Source organism: Shewanella sp. AS16 (genome assembly GCF_021412365.1).
Classification (GTDB): domain Bacteria; phylum Pseudomonadota; class Gammaproteobacteria; order Enterobacterales; family Shewanellaceae; genus Shewanella; species Shewanella salipaludis.
Genome location: NZ_JAKCLK010000003.1, coordinates 687,869 through 707,503, shown reverse-complemented (window position 1 = coordinate 707,503; position 19,635 = coordinate 687,869). Strand labels below are relative to the sequence as shown.

Annotated in this window: 18 protein-coding genes; 8 read left to right on the top strand and 10 right to left on the bottom strand. The window is 56.9% G+C overall.

Features of this window, described 5'->3' with window-relative positions; all coding sequences use genetic code 11:
* The first annotated feature begins 32 nt into the window (after positions 1-32).
* The 6 genes from LZP73_RS11725 (at position 33) to LZP73_RS11700 (ending at position 7,537) form a co-directional block, all read left to right on the top strand.
* On the top strand, positions 33-803 hold the full coding sequence (locus LZP73_RS11725) for an HpcH/HpaI aldolase family protein (RefSeq protein ID WP_234235178.1): 771 nt from the start codon (positions 33-35) through the stop codon (positions 801-803).
* A 15-nt stretch (positions 804-818) separates the two neighbouring features.
* A complete protein-coding gene (locus LZP73_RS11720; RefSeq protein WP_234235177.1) occupies positions 819-2,939 on the top strand; it encodes a TonB-dependent receptor family protein in 2,121 nt (706 codons plus the stop codon).
* Positions 2,940-3,214: 275 nt separating this feature from the next.
* Complete coding sequence (locus LZP73_RS11715) at positions 3,215-3,760, top strand: septation protein A (protein WP_234235176.1); 546 nt, start codon at positions 3,215-3,217, stop codon at positions 3,758-3,760.
* Positions 3,760-4,059 carry a YciI family protein gene (locus tag LZP73_RS11710; RefSeq protein WP_234235175.1) on the top strand — a complete coding sequence of 100 codons (300 nt, stop codon included), beginning with the start codon at positions 3,760-3,762 and terminating at the stop codon, positions 4,057-4,059. Before LZP73_RS11715 ends, LZP73_RS11710 begins: the two co-directional genes overlap by 1 nt.
* Positions 4,059-4,865 (top strand): exodeoxyribonuclease III, encoded by an 807-nt coding sequence (xthA, locus tag LZP73_RS11705; protein ID WP_234235174.1) that lies wholly within the window; start codon positions 4,059-4,061, stop codon positions 4,863-4,865. Before LZP73_RS11710 ends, xthA begins: the two co-directional genes overlap by 1 nt.
* A 497-nt stretch (positions 4,866-5,362) precedes the next feature.
* Positions 5,363-7,537: a M4 family metallopeptidase gene (locus tag LZP73_RS11700; RefSeq protein WP_234235173.1), complete on the top strand. Its 2,175-nt coding sequence runs from the start codon at positions 5,363-5,365 to the stop codon at positions 7,535-7,537.
* A gap of 74 nt (positions 7,538-7,611) precedes the next feature.
* Here LZP73_RS11700 and LZP73_RS11695 read toward each other — a convergent pair whose 3' ends face one another.
* The 3 genes from LZP73_RS11695 to LZP73_RS21535 form a co-directional block, all read right to left on the bottom strand.
* A complete protein-coding gene (locus tag LZP73_RS11695; RefSeq protein ID WP_234235172.1) occupies positions 7,612-9,060 on the bottom strand; it encodes a methyl-accepting chemotaxis protein in 1,449 nt (482 codons plus the stop codon).
* A 76-nt stretch (positions 9,061-9,136) separates the two neighbouring features.
* Complete coding sequence (locus LZP73_RS11690; RefSeq protein ID WP_234235171.1) at positions 9,137-9,601, bottom strand: DUF1097 domain-containing protein; 465 nt, start codon at positions 9,599-9,601, stop codon at positions 9,137-9,139.
* A 268-nt stretch (positions 9,602-9,869) separates the two neighbouring features.
* Positions 9,870-10,100, bottom strand: coding sequence for a hypothetical protein (locus LZP73_RS21535; RefSeq protein ID WP_442800735.1), 231 nt, complete (start codon positions 10,098-10,100; stop codon positions 9,870-9,872).
* 211 nt (positions 10,101-10,311) lie between these two features.
* Here LZP73_RS21535 and LZP73_RS11680 point away from each other — a divergent pair, with 211 nt between their 5' ends.
* Complete coding sequence (locus LZP73_RS11680; RefSeq protein ID WP_234235170.1) at positions 10,312-11,622, top strand: alpha/beta fold hydrolase; 1,311 nt, start codon at positions 10,312-10,314, stop codon at positions 11,620-11,622.
* Positions 11,623-11,650: 28 nt separating this feature from the next.
* On the opposite strand, the gene LZP73_RS11675 is transcribed toward LZP73_RS11680, so the two are convergent.
* Together LZP73_RS11675 and LZP73_RS11670 are read right to left on the bottom strand one after the other, a co-directional pair.
* A complete protein-coding gene (locus tag LZP73_RS11675; protein ID WP_234235169.1) occupies positions 11,651-13,735 on the bottom strand; it encodes a DNA topoisomerase III in 2,085 nt (694 codons plus the stop codon).
* A gap of 134 nt (positions 13,736-13,869) precedes the next feature.
* Positions 13,870-14,118, bottom strand: coding sequence for a GlsB/YeaQ/YmgE family stress response membrane protein (locus LZP73_RS11670; RefSeq protein WP_169564796.1), 249 nt, complete (start codon positions 14,116-14,118; stop codon positions 13,870-13,872).
* An 81-nt stretch (positions 14,119-14,199) separates the two neighbouring features.
* Here LZP73_RS11670 and LZP73_RS21530 point away from each other — a divergent pair, with 81 nt between their 5' ends.
* Complete coding sequence (locus LZP73_RS21530) at positions 14,200-14,421, top strand: hypothetical protein (protein WP_442800734.1); 222 nt, start codon at positions 14,200-14,202, stop codon at positions 14,419-14,421.
* A gap of 28 nt (positions 14,422-14,449) precedes the next feature.
* Here the strand turns inward: LZP73_RS21530 and purF are convergent, their stop codons facing one another.
* The 5 genes from purF to truA form a co-directional block, all read right to left on the bottom strand.
* Complete coding sequence (gene purF / locus LZP73_RS11660) at positions 14,450-15,964, bottom strand: amidophosphoribosyltransferase (protein WP_169564795.1); 1,515 nt, start codon at positions 15,962-15,964, stop codon at positions 14,450-14,452.
* A 157-nt stretch (positions 15,965-16,121) separates the two neighbouring features.
* Positions 16,122-16,610 (bottom strand): CvpA family protein, encoded by a 489-nt coding sequence (locus tag LZP73_RS11655; RefSeq protein WP_169564794.1) that lies wholly within the window; start codon positions 16,608-16,610, stop codon positions 16,122-16,124.
* Positions 16,611-16,725: 115 nt separating this feature from the next.
* Positions 16,726-17,328, bottom strand: a complete 603-nt coding sequence (locus LZP73_RS11650; RefSeq protein WP_234235167.1) for an SPOR domain-containing protein — start codon at positions 17,326-17,328, stop codon at positions 16,726-16,728.
* Between the two features lie 3 nt (positions 17,329-17,331).
* Entirely contained in the window at positions 17,332-18,603 is a 1,272-nt protein-coding gene (gene folC / locus LZP73_RS11645; RefSeq protein WP_234235166.1) for a bifunctional tetrahydrofolate synthase/dihydrofolate synthase, read from the bottom strand.
* A 105-nt stretch (positions 18,604-18,708) separates the two neighbouring features.
* On the bottom strand, positions 18,709-19,494 hold the full coding sequence (gene truA, locus LZP73_RS11640; RefSeq protein ID WP_234235165.1) for a tRNA pseudouridine(38-40) synthase TruA: 786 nt from the start codon (positions 19,492-19,494) through the stop codon (positions 18,709-18,711).
* Positions 19,495-19,635 lie beyond the last annotated feature (141 nt).

Here is a 19,635-nt window from a genome sequence, read left to right as displayed (position 1 = left end):
TTTTTAACTGTATTTGGATACCGGGGGAACTGATGCTAGGAACTAACTCACTCAAGGCCAAGCTTGCCGGGAATGAAGTCGTATTCGGCATGCTCAACTCTGTGCCCACCCCTGTGGTCATCGAAATGCTGGCCTGCGCGGGTTATGACTTTGTGCTGCTGGATACAGAGCATGTGCTGCACGGCGACGAGAACCTGGCCCACTGCATACGCGCCGCCGAATCTGCCGGCATCACCCCTCTGGTCAGGGTGGCCGATGCCAATCCGGCGGTCATAGGCAGGCTGCTCGATGCCGGCGCCCAAGGCATAGTGGTGTCCCGTGTCACAGATGTCGACACGGCCAGACTGGCGATTGCCGCCAGCAAATACCCGCCTCTGGGCCATCGTGGCATCAGCGGCGGACGCAACACAGGCTTCGGTACCCTGCCGCTGGCCGATTACATAACGCTGGCAAATCGGGAAACCTTCGTCGGCCTGATGATAGAAGATCCCCAGGGATTGGCCGCCCTCGGCGACATGCTGCAGTTGGGGCACATAGACATGATTTTCGAAGGCGCACTGGATCTGAGCCTGGCCATGGGCCATGGCATCGACTTCGGCCATGCCCAGGTGCAGCAGAGTCTGCAGGATATGGCCGAACACTGTGCCCGGGCCCGTGTGCCCTTCTGTGCCATCCCGCGTCTGCCGGGCCAGAAGCCCAAATGGCAGCGCCAGGGGGTGAATGCCTTCCTGGTAGGCGAAGACAGAGGATTGATTTTCAAACAGTTTAAACAGCAACTCCAGAATTTAATTCACGAAAAATAACTCCAAGGAAGTAACATGTTCATCTCGAATAAGCTCTTCAAATTGACGACCCTCTCCATGGCCGTTGCCGGTGGTATTTCTGGTACCGCGGCGCATGCAGAGCAAAGCGCCAAGCCCGAAGTCATAGTGGTCAGAGGCAGTGTGCTGGGCAACTCGGAAGTGGCCGACTTGAAGACCTACACGGGTAATCGCAGCATCATCACCCATGAGCAGCTGGAGCGCACCGCGGTCCGCTCCATAGACACGGCCCTGCAGCAGGTGCCCGGGCTCAAAATCAAAGACGAAACCGGCACCGGCGTGTTGCCGAACGTCTCGGTACGAGGCCTGGACAGCAGCCGCAGCGGTTATGCCCAGTTCCTGCTCGACGGCGTGCCCATGACACTGGCCCCCTACGGTCATACCGGCCAATCCCTGTTCCCCGCGACCCTGTTCATGATCGACAGGATAGATGTGGCCCGTGGCGGCGCCTCGGTGCAATACGGCCCCAACAACGTGGGCGGGGTGATCAACCTAGTTTCCAAGCCGATCTCAAGCGATTGGGAAACCCAATTCAACGAGCGCGTGACCTTCTCCGGCGGCAACAAGCTGTACGACACCAATCTCAGCACTGGGGGGGCGGTCAACGAGGATTTCTCCCTGCGCCTGGATGGCAACCTGACCCAGGGTGAGTCTTTTCGCGAGCACTCACAAACAGATATCAAAAACCTGATGCTGAAAACCGTCTGGAACCTGGACAACAACAATAGCCTGGATGCCAACCTGCAATACTATGATGCCTTTGCCGAACTGCCGGGTGCGCTGAACACCCAGGCTTACCTGGAAGACAGAGAACAGTCTCTCAGGCCCAACGACGAATTCGAAGCAGATACCAAACGTATCAGCCTGAAATACAGCCATACCCTGGCGCCCTCCACACTGGTCGATTACGGCGAAATTGAACTCATGGGCTTCGCCAATGAGAGTTCACGCAACTTCCAGTGGGATTTTTATAACAAGAATAAAGACACGGACGGCAACTTAGGCACGGACTGGAGCGACACCACGCAGACGGCAACGGACTTGCGCACTTCCCCGCGGGAGTTCAGCGTCTACGGCATAGAGCCCAAGGCCAGCCTCTTCATCGACGGGAAGATAAGCCAGCACATCATCGCCGGGGCGCGTTACGTCAACGAAGACATAGGCTACAAACTCAATCAGACGGACAAGCTCACAGGGGTGACCACCAGCCCCAGGGATTGGCACCTGGACACCAATGCCATGGCCTATTATGTCAGCAACAAATTGGGCTTCATGGACGACAGACTGACCCTGACCCCTGGGCTGCGTTACGAAGACGTGCGCATGACCTTCACCAACCTGGGCCAGGACTACAGCCAGGATAACCATGTGACCCAATGGCTGCCGGGCATCACCCTGGGTTATGAACTCACCCCCGACTGGTTCCTGTACGGCAACGCCCAGCGCTCGCTGCGCACCCCGCAGATAGCCCAGCTGTGGCCCAAAGATCAAACCCTGGAATCGGAACTGTCATGGAACTATGAAGCCGGGATCAGATTCACCCCGACCGTCAGAAGCAATATCAGCCTGGCGGCCTACCGCATCGATTTCGAGAATAAAGTCGAATACGACAAAAACATCAGCCTGTTCGTCAACATAGGCAAGACCCGCAATCAGGGCATAGAGCTGCAAGGCAAGTATTCGCCCATGTCATTGCCGGATCTCAGCTTCAGCGGTGCCTACAACTACCTGGATACCGAACAGCTTGACGGCGCGTTTGCCGGCAAGCAACTGCCCTATGTGTCCAAGCATCAGGTATCGGTCAGCGCCCTGTACAGCATAGCGCGGGTGGATCTCGGGTTGATGGCCTACTACTACAGTAAATCCTTCGCTGACTTGGCCAACAGTGTGGCAGAAAATGCCTCGGGTACCGCAGGTGAAATCCCTGGCTATACGGTAGTCAACTTCAACATCAGCACTGAGCTGTTCAAGCAAGACCGGCATGGGCTGAAAGTCGGCCTGTCGGTCAACAACCTGTTCGACAATGAATACTACTTCAGGGGGCTGGATGTATCGCCCGCGGGCCGGGTGGCCGCGCCCGGGCGCTCCCTCAGCCTGGACCTGGGCTACAGCTTCTAGTCCAGCTTCCAGCCCAGACGCTAACCAGGAGTCTAGTCCGGAGTCGCAGCCGGGCTGAGCCAGCATAGGCTGCAAACCAAACAGCATAGGCGCCAGCCTATGCTGTTTCATTTCTGCACCGGGATTAAACAAGCTGAGAACCTAGCCCCTCCCGTCTCACGCCAGCCTCATGCCTGTCGCTTACGGCTCAGTTTCGCCCTGGGCAAGCACAGGCTTTGGCGCCTCAACTTGGGCATGTTACACTCGGGCCAATGTCTCTTTTACCTAAGTAATCTATGAAACAATTGCTCGATTTCCTGCCCTTGGTCATCTTCTTTGCCGTCTATAAAATGTTCGACATTTATGTCGCCAGCGGTGCCCTGATAGGCGCTACTGCATTGCAACTCCTGGCCACTTACCTCATATACAAGAAACTCGAGAAGATGCACCTGATCACCTTCGCCATGGTCGCTGTGTTCGGCAGTTTGACCTTGGCCTTCCACGATGACACCTTCATCAAATGGAAAGTCACCCTAGTGTACGCCCTGTTTGCCATCGCACTGGGGGTGAGCCAATTGCTGGGCAAACCCATTCTCAAGGGCATGCTGGGCCAGGAACTCAAGGTGGCCGACACCATCTGGGCCAGGGTGACCTGGTATTGGGTCGGTTTCTTCATCAGCTGTGGCCTGGTCAACCTCTATGTTGCCTTCAGTCTGGCGCAGGAAACCTGGGTCAACTTCAAGGTCTTCGGTCTCACGGCATTAACCCTGCTCAATACGGTAATCACTGTGGTGTATTTATTCAGGCATACCTCGGAAGAACAACGTAAGGAACTCAAATAATGTGGTATATGATTTCGTCTCAGGATATTGAAAACAGCCTTGAAAAGCGTATGGGCGCACGTCCGGCGCATCTGGCGCGCCTGCAGGAATTGGCCGATGAAGGCCGCTTGTTGCTGGCCGGGCCCCATCCAGCCATCGACAGCGAGAACCCGGGGGAAGCCGGTTTCAGCGGCTCCCTGGTGGTCGCCGAATTCGAGTCACTCGAAGCGGCCCAAGCCTGGGCCGATGCCGATCCTTATGTCGCCGCCGGTGTGTATCTGAGTGTGCTGGTTAAACCTTTCAAGCGAGTATTGCCCTGATGAAAATAGTCTCATTCAACATCAATGGCCTGCGGGCACGCCTACCCCAATTGCAAGCGCTGATCCATGCCCATCACCCAGACATAATAGGCCTGCAGGAAACCAAGGTGCATGACGAGTCCTTCCCGCTGGAAGAAGTCCAGGCCATGGGTTACAAGGTGCATTACCATGGCGGCAAGGCCCACTATGGGGTTGCCATGCTCTCCAAGGACGAACCTATCGCACTGCAGAAGGGCTTTCCGACCGATGACGAAGATGCCCAGCGACGTATCATCATGGCCACCTTCGCCCAAGACAACGGCCGGCCGCTGACGGTGATCAACGGCTATTTCCCCCAGGGGGAGAATATCAGCCATGAGACCAAGTTCCCGGCAAAGCGTAAGTTTTATCAGGACCTGATGCGCTACCTCGAAGCCCACCACAGCAACGAGGAAGACATCGCCATCATAGGCGATATCAACATCTCCCCCATAGATCTGGACATAGGCATAGGCGAAGCCAACGCCAAACGCTGGTTGAAGACAGGCAAATGCAGTTTCCAACCCGAGGAGCGTGAGTGGCTCAAGACACTGCAGGCCTGGGGCCTGATCGACACCTTCCGTCAGTTGCATCCAGACCGCAGCGAGCGCTATTCCTGGTTCGATTATCGCAGCAAGGGCTTCGATGATAACCGCGGCCTGCGCATAGACGTGATCCTGGCGACCCCTTCGCTGGCGGCCCGTCTGGTCGAGGCCGAGGTGGATTATGAACTCAGGGGCCTGGAAAAGCCCTCGGATCATGCTCCTATCTGGAGCACCTTCAGCTAGCCTGATCCCCCACAGGACACCTGGTTGCTACTGGGTGTCCTGGCTGGCGCTACTGTTACCCATCTGCTTTTTTACCCACCTGCTTTACCCACTTTCTTTAATCTAAATTTGTTATCCCTGTTGTTCGCACATTTTTTCGAGCCATTTCACCCCATGCCAGTCTCATTCCCGCCCCCATTCCCAAGCCATGGCAGCCTGGATATTTTTTTCTGAAACCGAGTGTAAACAAATCATTACAAAGTGTAAACTTGCCACTCGGTTATAATTCACAGCTTCCCCATTATTAACAATAAGTTACTTTCAGCTCATTTTTTATACGATATTTCGTACCGAAAACTAAATAATTACCATTTACGATGGTTACATTTATTTACACAAGAGACACATCATGCTAACAATTAACACGCTCTGCTCAGGATGGTGGATGTATCAATCAATTGGCAGTCGGGCTCAGAGCCAAACACTAGGTGATTAATGATTGAAATAAAAGGAATTTTATGAAAACTTTATTCAAGATTGCACCGCTGGCACTCGCCATCGGATTCACGGCTAACGTCAGCGCCGCCCAATGGCAAGATGTGGCTCGCCTCAGCAGTAACCCAAGCACGGCCTCGTCCGTGATGCAGCAATCCCTCTCCCAACAACTGAATCTGGGCAACGACTACCGGATGGAAGAAGTCCGCAGGGTCAAGACCCGCAGCGGCAAGGAAAAAGCCCGTTTCCGTCAAATGTACCAAGGCGTGCCAGTTTATGGCAGTAGCCTGGTCGCCGAAGCCAACAGCTTTGGCCTGATGCAGGCCAGCAGTGGTCAGGTGCTGACTCAGCTGGAGCAAGATCTTAGTTCAGTGGCCGCCAAACTGTCGGCCAAACAGGCACTGCAAAGACTCGCAGGTCACGGCATCAAGACCGACAAGCTGGAAAATGTCCAGAGCCAGCTGTATATCTACCTGGGTGACAACGACCAAGCCAGGCTGGTGTATCAGGTCTCTTACTTCGAAGCCGGCGAGCAACCCCGTCGTCCCTTCGGGATCATAGATGCCAACACGGGTGAAATAGTCAAGCAATGGGACGGGCTGAATCACGCCCTGGTGGGCACAGGCCCCGGCGGCAACCTGAAGACGGGTCAGTACGAGTACGGCACCGACTTCGGCAATCTGGATGTGGCTCAGTCCGGCAGCACTTGTACCATGAACAACACCAATGTGAAGACGGTCAACCTGAACGGCGGCACTTCCGGCACGACCGCGTTCAGCTACACTTGTCCGCGCAACACGGTCAAACAGATCAACGGCGCCTATGCCCCGTTGAACGACGCCCACTTCTTCGGCGGTGTGGTGTTCAACATGTATGACCAATGGTATGGCACAGCGCCCCTGACTTTCCAGCTGACCATGAAGGTGCACTATTCCAGCAACTATGAAAACGCCTTCTGGGACGGTTCGGCCATGACCTTCGGTGACGGCCAGAGCACCTTCTATCCTCTGGTGAGCCTGGACGTTTCTGCCCATGAGGTCAGCCATGGTTTCACCGAGCAGAACTCAGGGCTGGAATACTCGGGTCAATCCGGCGGCATCAACGAAGCCTTCTCCGACATGGCGGGTGAAGCGGCCGAGTTCTTCATGCAGGGCCAGAATGACTGGCTGGTCGGTGCCCAGATCCTCAAGGGTCAGGGGGCGTTGCGTTACTTCGCCGATCCTACCCTGGATGGCAGTTCCATCGGCCATGCCGACGATTATTACAGCGGCATAGACGTGCACCATTCCAGCGGGGTATTCAACAAGGCTTACTACCTGTTGGCTCATACCAGCGGCTGGGATACGCGCAAGGCGTTCGAGGTCATGTTGAGGGCGAACCAATTGTACTGGACCAGCACCAGTGACTTCGACAATGCCGCCTGTGGCGTCAAGAAAGCCGCGGATGATGCGGGCTACGCCAGCCAGGACGTAATAGATGCCTTCACTCAGGTTGGGGTCAATGCCAGCTGTGACGTGATCCCACCTGTAGGGGCGGTCGAGCTGCTAAATGGAGTTGCCGCGACCAATCTCAGCGGCGCTTCGGGCTCTCAGGGCCAGTACTATATCGACGTGCCTGCCAATGCCAGCAATCTGAATGTGCAGATGAGCGGCGGCAGCGGCGATGCGGATCTCTACCTGAAGGCCGGCAGCCAGGTCAGCAAGACCAACTATGATTGCCGTCCCTACAAGAATGGCAACAGCGAGTCTTGTGCCGTGGCCAGTCCTCAGGCGACCCGCTACTACATAATGCTGGATGGGTATTCGAGCTATGCCGGTGTGACCCTGGTTGCCAGCTACACGGACGGCACTGGCGGTGGCAGCAGCTTCGAAAACAATCAAAGCTACAGCATCCCCGACAACAATACCTCAGGCGTGGTCAGCCCGATAGACGTGACTCTGAGTGCCACTTCGGCTCAGGCCAGCGTCCATGTGAGCATCACTCATACCTATATCGGCGATCTCAAGGTCACGCTCATGAGCCCCACGGGTCAAAGCTATGTGCTGCATAACAACAGTGGTGGCAGCAGCGACAACATAGATCAGACCTATACCGTCAGCCTCAGCGGCGACGACGTGCAGGGCAACTGGCAACTCAAGGTGGTAGACAGTGCCAATCTTGACAGTGGCACCCTCAACAGCTGGAACATAAGCTTCTAGCACTCAAGCAGGCCGTGTGTTCCGTATGGACACCCGGCCTGCTCTTCCTATCTCAGGTTATTCCCACACTTGGCTTATTGAGTGCGATACTGCTTCAGTATGGTGTTCAGATCCAGCGAGGCACTGTGCAGATTGTCCGCCAATTGCACCGAACGCAGCGCCGTTTGCTTGATGGTATCGGACTGCTGCCGAACCTCATTGAGCTGGGCACTCATATCCCGCGATGACACACTCTGCTGCTCTGCCGCCGCCGCGATCTGGCTGCTCATGTCAAACACGGCAGTGACCGAGCGAGACATGGCTTCGACATCTTCCCCGACAGTCTCTATGGCGCTGCGTCCCTGTTCAGACTGGGTGACTATATCCTCGGTCAACCCCGACAGGGTCCGGGTTCCCGCCTGCAGACCTTCGATCATCGCCTTGATCTCGACCGTGGCTTTCTGGGTACGCCCGGCCAAGGTTCTGACCTCATCGGCCACCACGGCGAAGCCTCGCCCCTGTTCCCCGGCTCTGGCGGCTTCGATGGCGGCATTCAGCGCCAACAGGTTGGTTTGTTCTGAAATGGCGTTGATCGTGGTGACGACTGCATCTATCTGGGTGGTATCTTTGGATAACTGTTCGACCGAGGTAAAGGCAGTGCCTATGGTGCCCGACAGCAGACCTATGCTGGCCACAGTGTCACTGATCCGCCCTTGGCTGGCGGAGACTTGGGCCGCATTGTCTTTGGTCAGCAAGGAAGTATCGCCGGCATTGCGTGACACTTCTTCAATGGCCGAGCTCATCTGTTCCATGGCCCCGGCAACCGAATCCAGGTACTGGTGCTGATAGCTTATCAACTCATCGCTGACCTTGGCCTGTTGGCTGAATTCATCCGAGGCGCTCGCCAGTGTCTGGGCATTGCTCCTGATGGCCGACACCATGTCGCTCATGTTATCGGCACAGCTGTCTATCTCGCGGGCGATCAGGCTGAAGTCGTCGGTGCCGAAGAAGTTTAACCTCTGAGTCAAATCCCCCTCCGCCAGACGCTTGATGGCGACGTACATGTCCCACAAGCCCCCACCCAGGGAGGTCGAAATCCAATAACTCAACTGGAATAACGGCAACAAACCCGCCAGCGCCAACCACAGCATGAGTTGGGCATTGCTGCTGGCATCACGCTCCCAGGCACTCACGTCCTGGGATAATTGCAAATATTCACCGCCAACGGCGGCGCTGACTGTGAGCCTGTCACCCTGTCTGCTGTGTTCATCGCGGCCGCTCAGGCGGGCGTCATGACTAAGGCCAAACTCCCTGAGTGCATCACCGCTCAGGCCCTGGGCACTGGCCACATCGGCCAGGGTATCGACGCTGGCCTGCAGCCTGGACTCGGACTGAGCATGGATCAAGGTCTGCGCCTGTTGCAAATTCGCCCAGGCCACAGCCGCGGTAATCACGGCAACCAGGCTGCAAAGCATCCAAAATTTGCCGTTGAGACTCAACTTAATCAACATGCCATCGATGGCGCGAAACTGGATTGCCTTCATTAGTGTCATCCTCAGTCAAAAATCCGCCCAGTGTGAAACTCAGGGCGTTAATGGCTTATTCTGGCACACTTCGCCCCTAAGCTTCCGCTGTTTTCGGCTTCAGGCTGATTAATTGTGCAGTTAATAGGCTCATGCTGTAGCCAAGTAGGCCACCGCAGAGCAGTGCGGGTAGCGTGTTGGCGAGATCGCCGCCCATGGCGAAGGTCGCGCAACAACCGATGAAGGCGCCGGGAATGAAGGCCAACCTGCCGTAGCTCGCCTGCAGGCACATTGCCGCGGTCGCTATGCCGGTTAGGAGGTAACCGGCCAGAGGTGAAACGAAGAAGCTGCCACCGGCGATAATCAGCCAGGCCCAGAACACCCCGGATAAATTGGTACACCAAGCCATGACGACGCCCTTGAAACCGGCATGCCCCTGGGCGAAGAAGGTGCTGCAGCCCAGGAAACCTATCCAGCTCACCAGCTGAAATACATCGGCGATACCACACCAGAGTGCGGCAAGCACCCCGGCCGAAATTGCCACTTGGCAACGATTTTCCATACTCTCCCCCGCCCCTGTTGGCGCCATTCGCATTATTGTTGGTTAAATTACATCTAAATGGCGATGAAATTCCGAATTCCATCGCAGTTTTTCGCATTAATGCCCGTTTATGACCGAGCATACAAGCATTTTTGTAGTAAAAAAACCAAAAAAAAGACACCCCAGGTGTCTTGCAATTCCGCTAATCCCTGATGGACTCCCGCTATATTCTTGGTTTCACAGGCTTAGTTTATGGCACATCCGACACCGCCAGACATGACTCGGCCAGTCAAGCCAACCATGACTGGAGATCGGCCGGGGTATCTATGTCTATCGCCGCCTGGGGCAGAGGCACCAGGAGCCGCTCGCCGGATTTATGATGTTGCTCCAACAGGGCCTTGGCGCCGCGATCGCCATTCAGGGTCATCAGCTCGGCATTGGCGCCGAAGTGGCACCTGGGTGAGAAAATATCAAAACTCGTCCCAGTATCAATGGGTATGTCGGCATCATAGGTCGCCATGTCGATGAGACATGTCCGTCCACTAAGCCCCTATCTAAGGTTCTAAGCTCTAAGCCGCTAAGCTCTAAGCCTCTGGGCCCGGTCCACGGCGTTCGCTGCATAGGAGAAAAGGCAACAGACTTGCGACATCTAAACATTTGTATACAATCAGCCAATATTCCCTGGCGCTTAATCTCAGGTAAGCCGAGCCGAAACCAACCAAGGCCACAAGATGCAATCCGAAACCACCCAAGCAACACAGCTGATCACCCTCGCCGGCGTGCTGGCGCGCAAGCATAACTTCAGCTTACCTCTTGACTATAGCCAAGCGGACGGAGAACGGATCCTGGTATTCGCCAGAGAACTCACGCTGCCGGAAAATGTCGATAAGCAATTGCCATATCTGGTGTTTTTCCAGGGAGGCCCTGGCTTCGGCGCCATGCGACCTGCGGCCAACGGCGGCTGGATAAAGCGCGCCCTCAAGGAGTACAAGGTGTTGCTGCTGGATCAACGCGGCACCGGCCTGTCGACGCCAATCAACTACCTCAGCCTGCAGCACCTGGATGCCGCCGGGCAGGCCGAGTACCTGAGCCACTTCCGCGCCGACAACATAGTCAGGGATGCCGAAGCGATCCGCGCCCAACTCAGCCCAGGCAACCCCTGGAGCATTCTGGGGCAGAGCTTCGGCGGCTTCTGCGTGCTGCGCTACCTGAGCGCCGCCCCCGAAGGCCTGCTCGAGGCCTATATCACAGGCGGCATTCCTTCCTTGAGCCGCAGTGCCGAGGAAGTGTATCGAGCGACCTACCTGCGAGTGCTGGCGAAAAATCGGGACTTCTTCGCGCGTTTCCCCGATGCCGGGGAGCTGATAGCCAAGTTGGTGACTTATCTGCAAGACAATGAGGTACTGCTGGCCACGGGTGAGCGCCTGACGGTGGAAATGCTGCAACTCTTGGGGATCAATATCGGCATGGAGCAAGGCGGCGAGTCTGTCTATTACCTGCTGGAGCAGGCGCTGATAGAGACCCAGAATGGCACCAGGCTCAATCCGCTGTTTGCGGCCCAATTCTCAGGCATGCTGGACTACAACACCAACCCCCTGTTCGCCCTGCTGCACGAGTCCATCTATTGCCAGCAAGCGGCCTCCGACTGGGCGGCCCACAGGGTTAGGCAGCAGTACCCTGAGTTTAACTACCGGACAGATGAGCCTTTCCTGTTCACGGGTGAGATGATCTATCCCTGGATGTTCGAGCAGTTCAACAACTTGAAACCGCTGAAAGCGGCCGCCGAGTTGCTGGCCGTCAAGGACGACTGGCCGGCACTCTATGATGCCGGGCAACTCAAACAGAACCGGGTGCCTGTGGTGGCGGCCATCTACAGCGAAGACATGTTTGTCGAGATGCGATACAGCCTGGAAACCGCGGCCCAGGTGGGAAATCTGAAATACTGGCTCACCTCAGAGTATGAACATAACGGCATTCGCATGGACGGCGAGCAGATCCTCGACAGGCTCATCGCCCTCAACCGCGGCGCCAGGCTCAGATGAGGCTCATCTTGGACAAGAACTGCTAACATCAGCCCTTGGACGCCCGCTTCGACGCGGGCGTTGCCGTCTTGCCGGCAGCTGCGCCGCCGGATTTAGCCGGGCCCCTGGCCTTGGCTCTGCCGGCACCCCTGGCTTTCCCCTTGGAAAAGCCTCTGCCGGAACCCTTACCGGAAGCCTTCCCAAAACCTTTCCCGGAGCTCAGGCCTGCCAGCGCCGTCGGCAACTGTGCCCCGGCCTGGGCGATCAAGTCAGCCAGTGACTCGACCAGGGGCTGCATGAAGGCCTGATACCGGGTTTCTTTGCGGCTGATGGCGTTCAGGCTGCTCTCCCACAGCGCCGTCATGTCCGGGCGGGTCGCACTCTCGGGCAAACTGTTGACCAGGCCCTTACCCACCTCGGTCGCCAGAATCGACTTGCCCTGACGGCATAGGAAACCGCGCCTGAACAACAACTCTATGATGCCGGCACGGGTCGCCTCTGTGCCCAGGCCATCCGTCTCCTTGAGAATGCTGCGGATCTTGGGATCCGTCACATAACGATTAATGCCCGTCATGGCCGAAAGCAGGGTCGCATCGGTAAAATGTTTGGGGGCCTGGGTCTGTTTCTCCAGCAACTCGCCACGCAGGCAATGCAGCGCCTGCCCAACGACCAGTGGCGGCAACTGGCCGCCAAAGTCATCCTCCTTGTCCATGGCTTCCTTATCCATGGCTTCCTTATCCATGGCCTCCTTATCCTGGTCTTCCTGTTGCTGGCGGGCGTACAGCTGCTTCCAGCCCAAGTGGGTATCCCGCCGCGCCTTGGCGCAGAAACGCCCGCCTTCTATGCCGACTTCGACCCGGGTTTCGTCATATTGATAGGCAGGATAGAATTGCGCCAGATACTGACGGGCGATATGCAGGTATAACTGGCGCTCGGCCTGGGTCAAGGCGCTCAGGTTGGCGCGCTTTTCCGTGGGAATGATGGCGTGATGAGCCTCGACCTTCTTGTCATCCCATGCCTTGGACTTGAGCCCGGGGTCCGGTGCCATCATCCCCTCGAGCAGTTCGCCGGCACCGCCACCTATGGCCTCGAGCACCCGTGGCGCCAAGGCATGCTGCTCCAGCGGCAGGTGCCGGCTGTCGGATCTGGGATAGGTTATCAGCTTGTGGCGCTCATACAGGCTCTGACAGGTATCCAGTACCGTCTGGGCACTCATGCCGAAACGCTTGGCGGCATCTATCTGCAGCGCCGACAGGCTGTAGGGCAAGGGCGGCGGCTGGCGGCGTTTTTTCGTCTCCAACTCTGTCACCAAGGCCGGCTTGTCGGTGATCCGCTGCACCACATTCTGCGCCAAGCCAAGGGACAACACCCGCCCCTCTTCATCCATGTAAGGCAAGCAGGCCTCGCTCGGATGCCAACGGGCACTGAAGGTGGCGCCGGCTTCTGTGTGCAGATGTGCCAACACCTGATAGAAGGGCTTGGACTGAAAGGCGGCTATCTCCTCGTCGCGGCGCACCACCAGCCCCAGCAGCGGCGTCTGTACCCGGCCGACCGACAGCACCCCCTGGTAACCCACCTTCTTGCCCTGCAAGGTATAGGCCCGGGTCATATTCATGCCGTAGAGCCAATCGGCGCGGCTGCGGGCCAGGGCCGACGTCGACAGCGGAATGAACTCACGGTTGGATCTCTGTTGCCCCAGGGCGCGCTTGACCGCCTGGGGGTTGAGATCGCTGATCAACAGCCTCTTGGTCTTATGCAGCTTGTCGCCCGTGACCCCGAGATAGGCTATCACCTCGTCCACCAGCAACTGCCCCTCCCTGTCGGGATCGCCGGCGTTGACCAGGCCGGAAGCCTGCTTGACCAGTTTCTTCAGCACATTGAGCTGACTTCGGGTGTTGGCCTTGGCAGTCAACTGCCACTTGGCCGGCACTATCGGCAGATGCTCGAATCTCCAGGACTTGAACTCAGGATCATAGGCGGCGGGCTCGGCCTGCTCCAGCAAATGACCTATACACCAGGAGACGCAATCGCCGTTCGCCGCCTGAATGAAGCCCTCGCCCTTCTTGTGGGGCTTGGGTAAGGCATCGGCAATGGCACGGCCAAGACTGGGTTTTTCGGCAATATAGAGGATCATGGCAACAATGCACTGGATATAATTACAGTGCAATTTAGCCTAAAGCGGCCCGGGCTGCAACTCCGCTGTCAACGGCCGCGGCCGTTTTCAGCAGCCAGGTTTAGCGCCTGCGCCGCCAACAGGAGAGACAAAGGTTATTTTCTGACGCTGTTATAGACGAATAACACCAGCAGTGCCCCCAGGGTTGCCATCAGTATGCCACCCAGGGTGAGTCCGCCCATGCTACCCAAGCCGAGCAAGGCGCTGACCCAGCCGCCGACTATGGCGCCCACTATCCCAAGCAAGGTGGTCATGATGAATCCACCGCCATCCTTGCCCGGCATGATCCATTTGGCCAAAATGCCGGCGATGAGCCCTAACACTATCCAGGAGATGATACCCATATCTGCCTCCGAATCTACTGGTGCCGGGAATGACACCCGCGAGTCACCCTTAAAGTATTCGCCCTGAATCTCATTAGTCAAATGCCATTCACTCTGGCTTGTTGGCCCTGCCCGGGCCCCATGAACCCAGACTCAGTGAATCCGGGCCCCGTGAATCCAGGCTCAGTGAATCCGGGCTCAGTGAATTCAGGCCCCATGAACCCAGGCTCAGTGAATCCGGGCTCAGTGAATCCAGGCCCAGGGCAAGCCACATCTGCCCCAGCACCCAACAAAAAAGCCAGCTGCATAGGCAGCTGGCTTTAGGGCTAGGACGGGTTAACCCGAGGGGCCATCATGGGTGGCAGACGTTATGCAACTCCAGGTTGGTGCCTATGTCCTTGTTACGGTTCGCCTTGGCATCGTCGTTGCGCAGCTGGGTCAGGTGATCCAGGTAGGCCTGATCCACATCGTTGGTGATATAGTTACCGTCGAAGACAGAGGTTTCAAAGCGCTTGATGTCCGGATTTTCCATCCGCACGGCTTCGATCAGGTCGCTCAGGTCCTGGAAGATCATCCCGTCGGCGCCGATCAACTTGGCGATTTCATCCACATCGCGTCCATGGGCGATCAACTCGTTCGAGGTCGGCATATCTATGCCATAGACATTCGGGAAACGTATCTCAGGGGCCGCCGAGGCGAAATACACCTTCTTGGCGCCGGCTTCGCGGGCCATTTCGATGATCTGCTCCGAGGTGGTGCCCCGTACTATGGAGTCATCCACCAGCAACACGTTCTTGCCCTTAAACTCGGTATTGATGGCGTTGAGCTTACGGCGTACCGACTTCTTGCGTTCCTGTTGCCCAGGCATGATGAAGGTACGGCCTATGTAGCGGTTCTTGACGAACCCCTGACGGTAAGGCAGGTCCATGCAGCGGGCGATCTCCAGCGCGATATCGCAGGAAGTCTCGGGGATGGGGATCACTACGTCGATATCATGATCGTACCATTCCTTCTTGATCTTCTCGCCGAGCTTGGCGCCCATGTTGACGCGACTGGCATACACAGAAATGTTATCTATGCTGGAATCCGGACGGGCAAAGTAGACGAACTCGAAGATACAAGGTGCATAGCTGGGAGCCACGGCACACTGGCGGGTATAGAGCTCACCATCGAGCGACAGGTAAACCGCTTCACCCGGGGCCACGTCACGCATGACCTCGAAGCCGACGGCGTCCAATGCCACACTCTCGGAGGCGACCATGTATTCGGTGCCAGTCGCGGTCTCATGCTTGCCCAGCACCAGAGGACGGATACCGAAAGGATCGCGAAACGCCACCAGCCCCTGATTGATGATCATCGCCACCACGGCGTAGGCACCACGGGTCTGGGCATGCACCCGGGCAACGGCATCGAACACTTCATCGGCGCTCAACTGCTGGCTCGTGGTCTGTTGCAGTTCATCGGCCAACAGATTGAGCAGCACTTCAGAGTCTGAGGTGGTGTTCACATGGCGACGTTGTTGCACCAAACGGGCCGTCAATTCCAGGGTATTGGTCAGGTTGCCGTTATGCGCCAGAGAAATACCGAAAGGCGAGTTGACATAGAAAGGTTGAGCTTCCGAGGCACTGGAGCTGCCAGCGGTAGGATAACGCACATGGCCTATGCCGGCGTTCCCCTGCAGGCGCTGCATATGCTTGGTTTCAAATACGTCTTTCACCAGGCCATTGGCTTTACGTAATCTGAAAGCATCACGATCAACAGTCACTATGCCTGCCGCATCCTGACCTCTGTGCTGCAGCACGGTCAATGCATCATAGATGGTCTGATTAACCGATGATTGGCCAACTATTCCGACGATACCACACATGGGTAAGCTTCCTCATTGTAAGATGTTCTATTACCCGTCTCACGCGAAACCCGGATACCCTACATGACCCAGGTCCAATGTTATTGCGGCGACGCCATTGGTCCTGGGTTATAGCGGCTCTGGATCCCAAACGTTTGGGGTAAATCTGTTGTCTTTCTTATATTTTGGGTACAAAGCTGGAGGTGTTTTCCAGGTAGTCGAAGAACCACTGGATCACAACGCCAAATTCGGGCACCAATACCGAGTCCTGCCACCATCTGGCGTTAGGCGCGCCGGTAAAGGCATCCATGAAAAACAAGAGGGCGCTGACGATCAAGGCGCCCCTGATGGCACCGAAACACAGGCCCAAGAGCCTGTCGGTGCCGGATAATCCGGTCTTGGCCACGAGTTGGCCGAGCAAGTAATTGACTAAGGCACCCAAGATCAGGGTAATAATAAAAAGAATAGCAATTGCGACGCCATTGCGGAGCATTTCATCCTGCATCTGGGTCAGGTGAACGGCGAGATCTTGGTAGAATTGGCTGGCGACGAAAAAGGCAACGAACCAGACCACGAGCGACATGGCTTCTTTGGCAAAACCACGGACTAGACTGATAACAGTCGATAATCCGATGACGAGTATGATAGCGTAATCAATCCAAACCATTGAGATGGTGATCCGGCATAGGCGTTAAGACGGCGCGATTCTACCAGAGACTGACCCATTTCTCACCCCCACAGAGGTAAATAAATTGTGGTCAGTCCGGGGGCGAGGTTCGCGTTCAGGTTTCCTGTGGGTTATAGGGCACGACGCGTCCCTTGAGCTGAGTGAGCTTCTCGACGGCCTGCTGCACCTTTTTCACTTTCGCTTCAGAGACATCCGGACCGACAAATACCTTGGTCAAGGCGCCATCGACGGGCTTATGTGGCAAGGTGTAGGCTGTAAATCCGGCTTTACGTAATTGATTCACCAAGGCATTCACATTGGCGGCATTCTTGAAACTGCCGAGCTGCAGGGTCCAGCCGGCGGTGAGTGCTGTCCTGGCCTGAGCCTTGGTTTGAGCCTTGGGCTGGGTCTTGGCTTGAGTCTTGGGCTGTTGCTGCTCGGGCGCTTGTTCCCCGGCTGCCGCGGCGGGGCCGTCTGTCTGCGCCTCTTCCGGCATGGGGTCTGTCACCGCTTCATCCCCGGAGGCCAGCGCCACAGACAAGGCTTCGAACAGTGCATCATCCGAGGTCTGTTCGGCCAGGGTCGGGCGCAATGGAATTTCCGAAAATTGCTCTTCCTGCTGCGCCTTCTTGCCATCGAGGATATCGGGTAAGAAGATTACCCCCAAGGCCACCAAGACGACGGTGCCCACAAGGCGATTATGAAACTGAGTCGACAAAAGCTACTTCCCGTCCAATAAAGATTTAAATCCTGCCACAGTGTAAAAGGAGCCAAACACAATTACCACATCATCTGCAGTAATTTGCGTGTTCAGTGCCTCCCAGGCGGCCGCCAGGTCATCGAATTCATGGGCCTCACAGGCCGCAGGCAAGGCGCTATGCAACTGCTGCGCACTGGCGCCGCGCTCGCCCGACAGACTCACCAGATACCAGGCATCCACCAACTCCAGCAACTCGGGCAATACCCCGGCTATGTCTTTGTCCTTGAGCATGCCGCACAGGGCAAACAACCGTCCCCCGCCCTCGAGCGCGGCCTTGATGGGATACAAGCGCTTGGCCAGATAGCGGGCCGCATGGGGATTGTGGGCGACATCGAGCATGATCAGAGGTTGCTCGCTGACCCGCTCGAGGCGGCCCGCGAGTCTGGCAGTGGCTATGCCTTCGTATATCACGGCCGGCGCCGTCTCCGGCCAGCCCATCTCGATCACCGCAATGGCGGTGGCCGCGTTGGGCAAGGGCAATGCAGGTAAGGGAATGTCCGTGAGGTGAAAGACGCGGCCATTGAAGTCCCAGCTATGGCCATGGGGCTGATAGCTGAACTCACGTCCGACCCGATAAGGAATGGCCCCCAGGGCAATGGCGGTCTCATCGACGCTGGCCGGCAGGTCCGGCTCGCCTATCACGGCCGGGCGCTGCCGGCGGAAGATCCCGGCCTTCTCCCGGCCAACGGCCTCGCGGGTATCACCCAAAAACAGCTGATGATCCAAGTCCACCGCAGTCACCACAGAGATATCCGCATCTATGATATTGGTGGCATCCAGGCGTCCACCCAGGCCCACCTCCAGGATCACCGCATCCAGATCCGCGGCCTTGAACAGATAGAGTCCGGCCAGGGTGGCATATTCGAAAAAGGTGAGTGAAATATCGCCCCTATGCCGCTCTATGGCCTCGAAGGCCTCGATAAGGTCACTGTCACTGGCATCTTCACCTTCGATGCGGACCCGCTCGTTGTATTTGAGCATGTGTGGTGAGCTGTAGACCCCGACCCTGAGCCCGGACAGCCTGAGGATCTGCTCCACCATGGCACAGGTGGTGCCTTTGCCATTGGTCCCCGCCACGGTAACCACCTTGGCGCGCCCCAGATGGGTCAGGCCCATCAGGCTCGCCACCTTGAGGACCCGGGTCAGGCCCATGTCTATCTCGGTAGGATGAAGCGCCAGCAGGTAATCCAGCCAGGTATCGAGTGAGGCGTCTTGTTGCGGGGCGTGCGGCATACTATTCCACTTCCAGTTAACAGGCTTGAGACCTGGCCCTCAGACTATACTGCCGGGCCATGCCAGATAAGATTCACACAAGCGAGCTCGGGCGTGAACGCCGGCTCAATCCAACATAAACAGGGGACCCAGTGCCAGTTTAGGCAACTCATATTGCTCCGGATAGGTCACATCCACCAGATACAGGCCATTGGGCTTGGCCGTGGCCGCCGCCTGGTTCCTGTCCTTGAGTGCCAACAGATACTGCAACCAATGCAGTGGTTGGTTTCCCAAGCCGACTTCGAGCAGGGAGCCGACAATATTGCGCACCATATGATGCAGGAAGGCATTGGCCTGGATATCGACTATGACATACATGCCCTGGCGGGTCACATTGACCTTATGGACATTGCGGAACGGGGTGTTTGACTGACAGCCTATGGCGCGAAAACTGCTGAAATCCTGTTCCCCCAAGAGGTACTGCGCCGCTTCATGCATCCTGGCCGCATCTATGTCGCCATGGTAATGACTCACCCCCTGGCGCAATATGCCGGGGCGCAGATTATGGTTGTAAATCACATAGCGATAGCGTCTGGCGGTGGCAGAGAAGCGCGCGTGGAAGCTATCATCCACTTCCTTGGCCCAGCGTACGGCCACATTGTCGGGCAGGTTGGCATTGATGCCCAGGGTCCAGGCCCCTATGCCCCGCACCGCCTGGGTGTCGAAGTGCACTACCTGGCCGGTAGCATGCACGCCGGCATCCGTACGACCGGCACACTGAACCGAAATAGGTTCGTTGGCGACGGTCGACAGTGCCCGCTCGAGTTGTGCCTGCACCGAATCGACCTCGGCCTGGCGCTGCCAACCATAGAAGCCATGACCGTCGTATTCGATACCTAATGCTACCCGCATTGCTTATTCCTCTCACCGCACTCTGCTAATTTAGCGGCGCATTTTATCACAGCCAAAGCGGCTAATTCACCTCCCGGACAGATATTTATCGACTCTGGCATTGGGGCCTGCAATGGCTTAGGTCCGCGCCCGGGCTCAATG

Coding starts and splice junctions, on each gene's coding strand:
- LZP73_RS11725 (WP_234235178.1), top strand. CDS start 33: ATGCTAGGAACTAACTCACTCAAGGCCAAGCTTGCCGGGAATGAAGTC.
- LZP73_RS11720 (WP_234235177.1), top strand. CDS start 819: ATGTTCATCTCGAATAAGCTCTTCAAATTGACGACCCTCTCCATGGCC.
- LZP73_RS11715 (WP_234235176.1), top strand. CDS start 3,215: ATGAAACAATTGCTCGATTTCCTGCCCTTGGTCATCTTCTTTGCCGTC.
- LZP73_RS11710 (WP_234235175.1), top strand. CDS start 3,760: ATGTGGTATATGATTTCGTCTCAGGATATTGAAAACAGCCTTGAAAAG.
- xthA (WP_234235174.1), top strand. CDS start 4,059: ATGAAAATAGTCTCATTCAACATCAATGGCCTGCGGGCACGCCTACCC.
- LZP73_RS11700 (WP_234235173.1), top strand. CDS start 5,363: ATGAAAACTTTATTCAAGATTGCACCGCTGGCACTCGCCATCGGATTC.
- LZP73_RS11695 (WP_234235172.1), bottom strand. CDS start 9,060: ATGAAGGCAATCCAGTTTCGCGCCATCGATGGCATGTTGATTAAGTTG.
- LZP73_RS11690 (WP_234235171.1), bottom strand. CDS start 9,601: ATGGAAAATCGTTGCCAAGTGGCAATTTCGGCCGGGGTGCTTGCCGCA.
- LZP73_RS21535 (WP_442800735.1), bottom strand. CDS start 10,100: ATGGCGACCTATGATGCCGACATACCCATTGATACTGGGACGAGTTTT.
- LZP73_RS11680 (WP_234235170.1), top strand. CDS start 10,312: ATGCAATCCGAAACCACCCAAGCAACACAGCTGATCACCCTCGCCGGC.
- LZP73_RS11675 (WP_234235169.1), bottom strand. CDS start 13,735: ATGATCCTCTATATTGCCGAAAAACCCAGTCTTGGCCGTGCCATTGCC.
- LZP73_RS11670 (WP_169564796.1), bottom strand. CDS start 14,118: ATGGGTATCATCTCCTGGATAGTGTTAGGGCTCATCGCCGGCATTTTG.
- LZP73_RS21530 (WP_442800734.1), top strand. CDS start 14,200: ATGCCATTCACTCTGGCTTGTTGGCCCTGCCCGGGCCCCATGAACCCA.
- purF (WP_169564795.1), bottom strand. CDS start 15,964: ATGTGTGGTATCGTCGGAATAGTTGGCCAATCATCGGTTAATCAGACC.
- LZP73_RS11655 (WP_169564794.1), bottom strand. CDS start 16,610: ATGGTTTGGATTGATTACGCTATCATACTCGTCATCGGATTATCGACT.
- folC (WP_234235166.1), bottom strand. CDS start 18,603: ATGCCGCACGCCCCGCAACAAGACGCCTCACTCGATACCTGGCTGGAT.
- truA (WP_234235165.1), bottom strand. CDS start 19,494: ATGCGGGTAGCATTAGGTATCGAATACGACGGTCATGGCTTCTATGGT.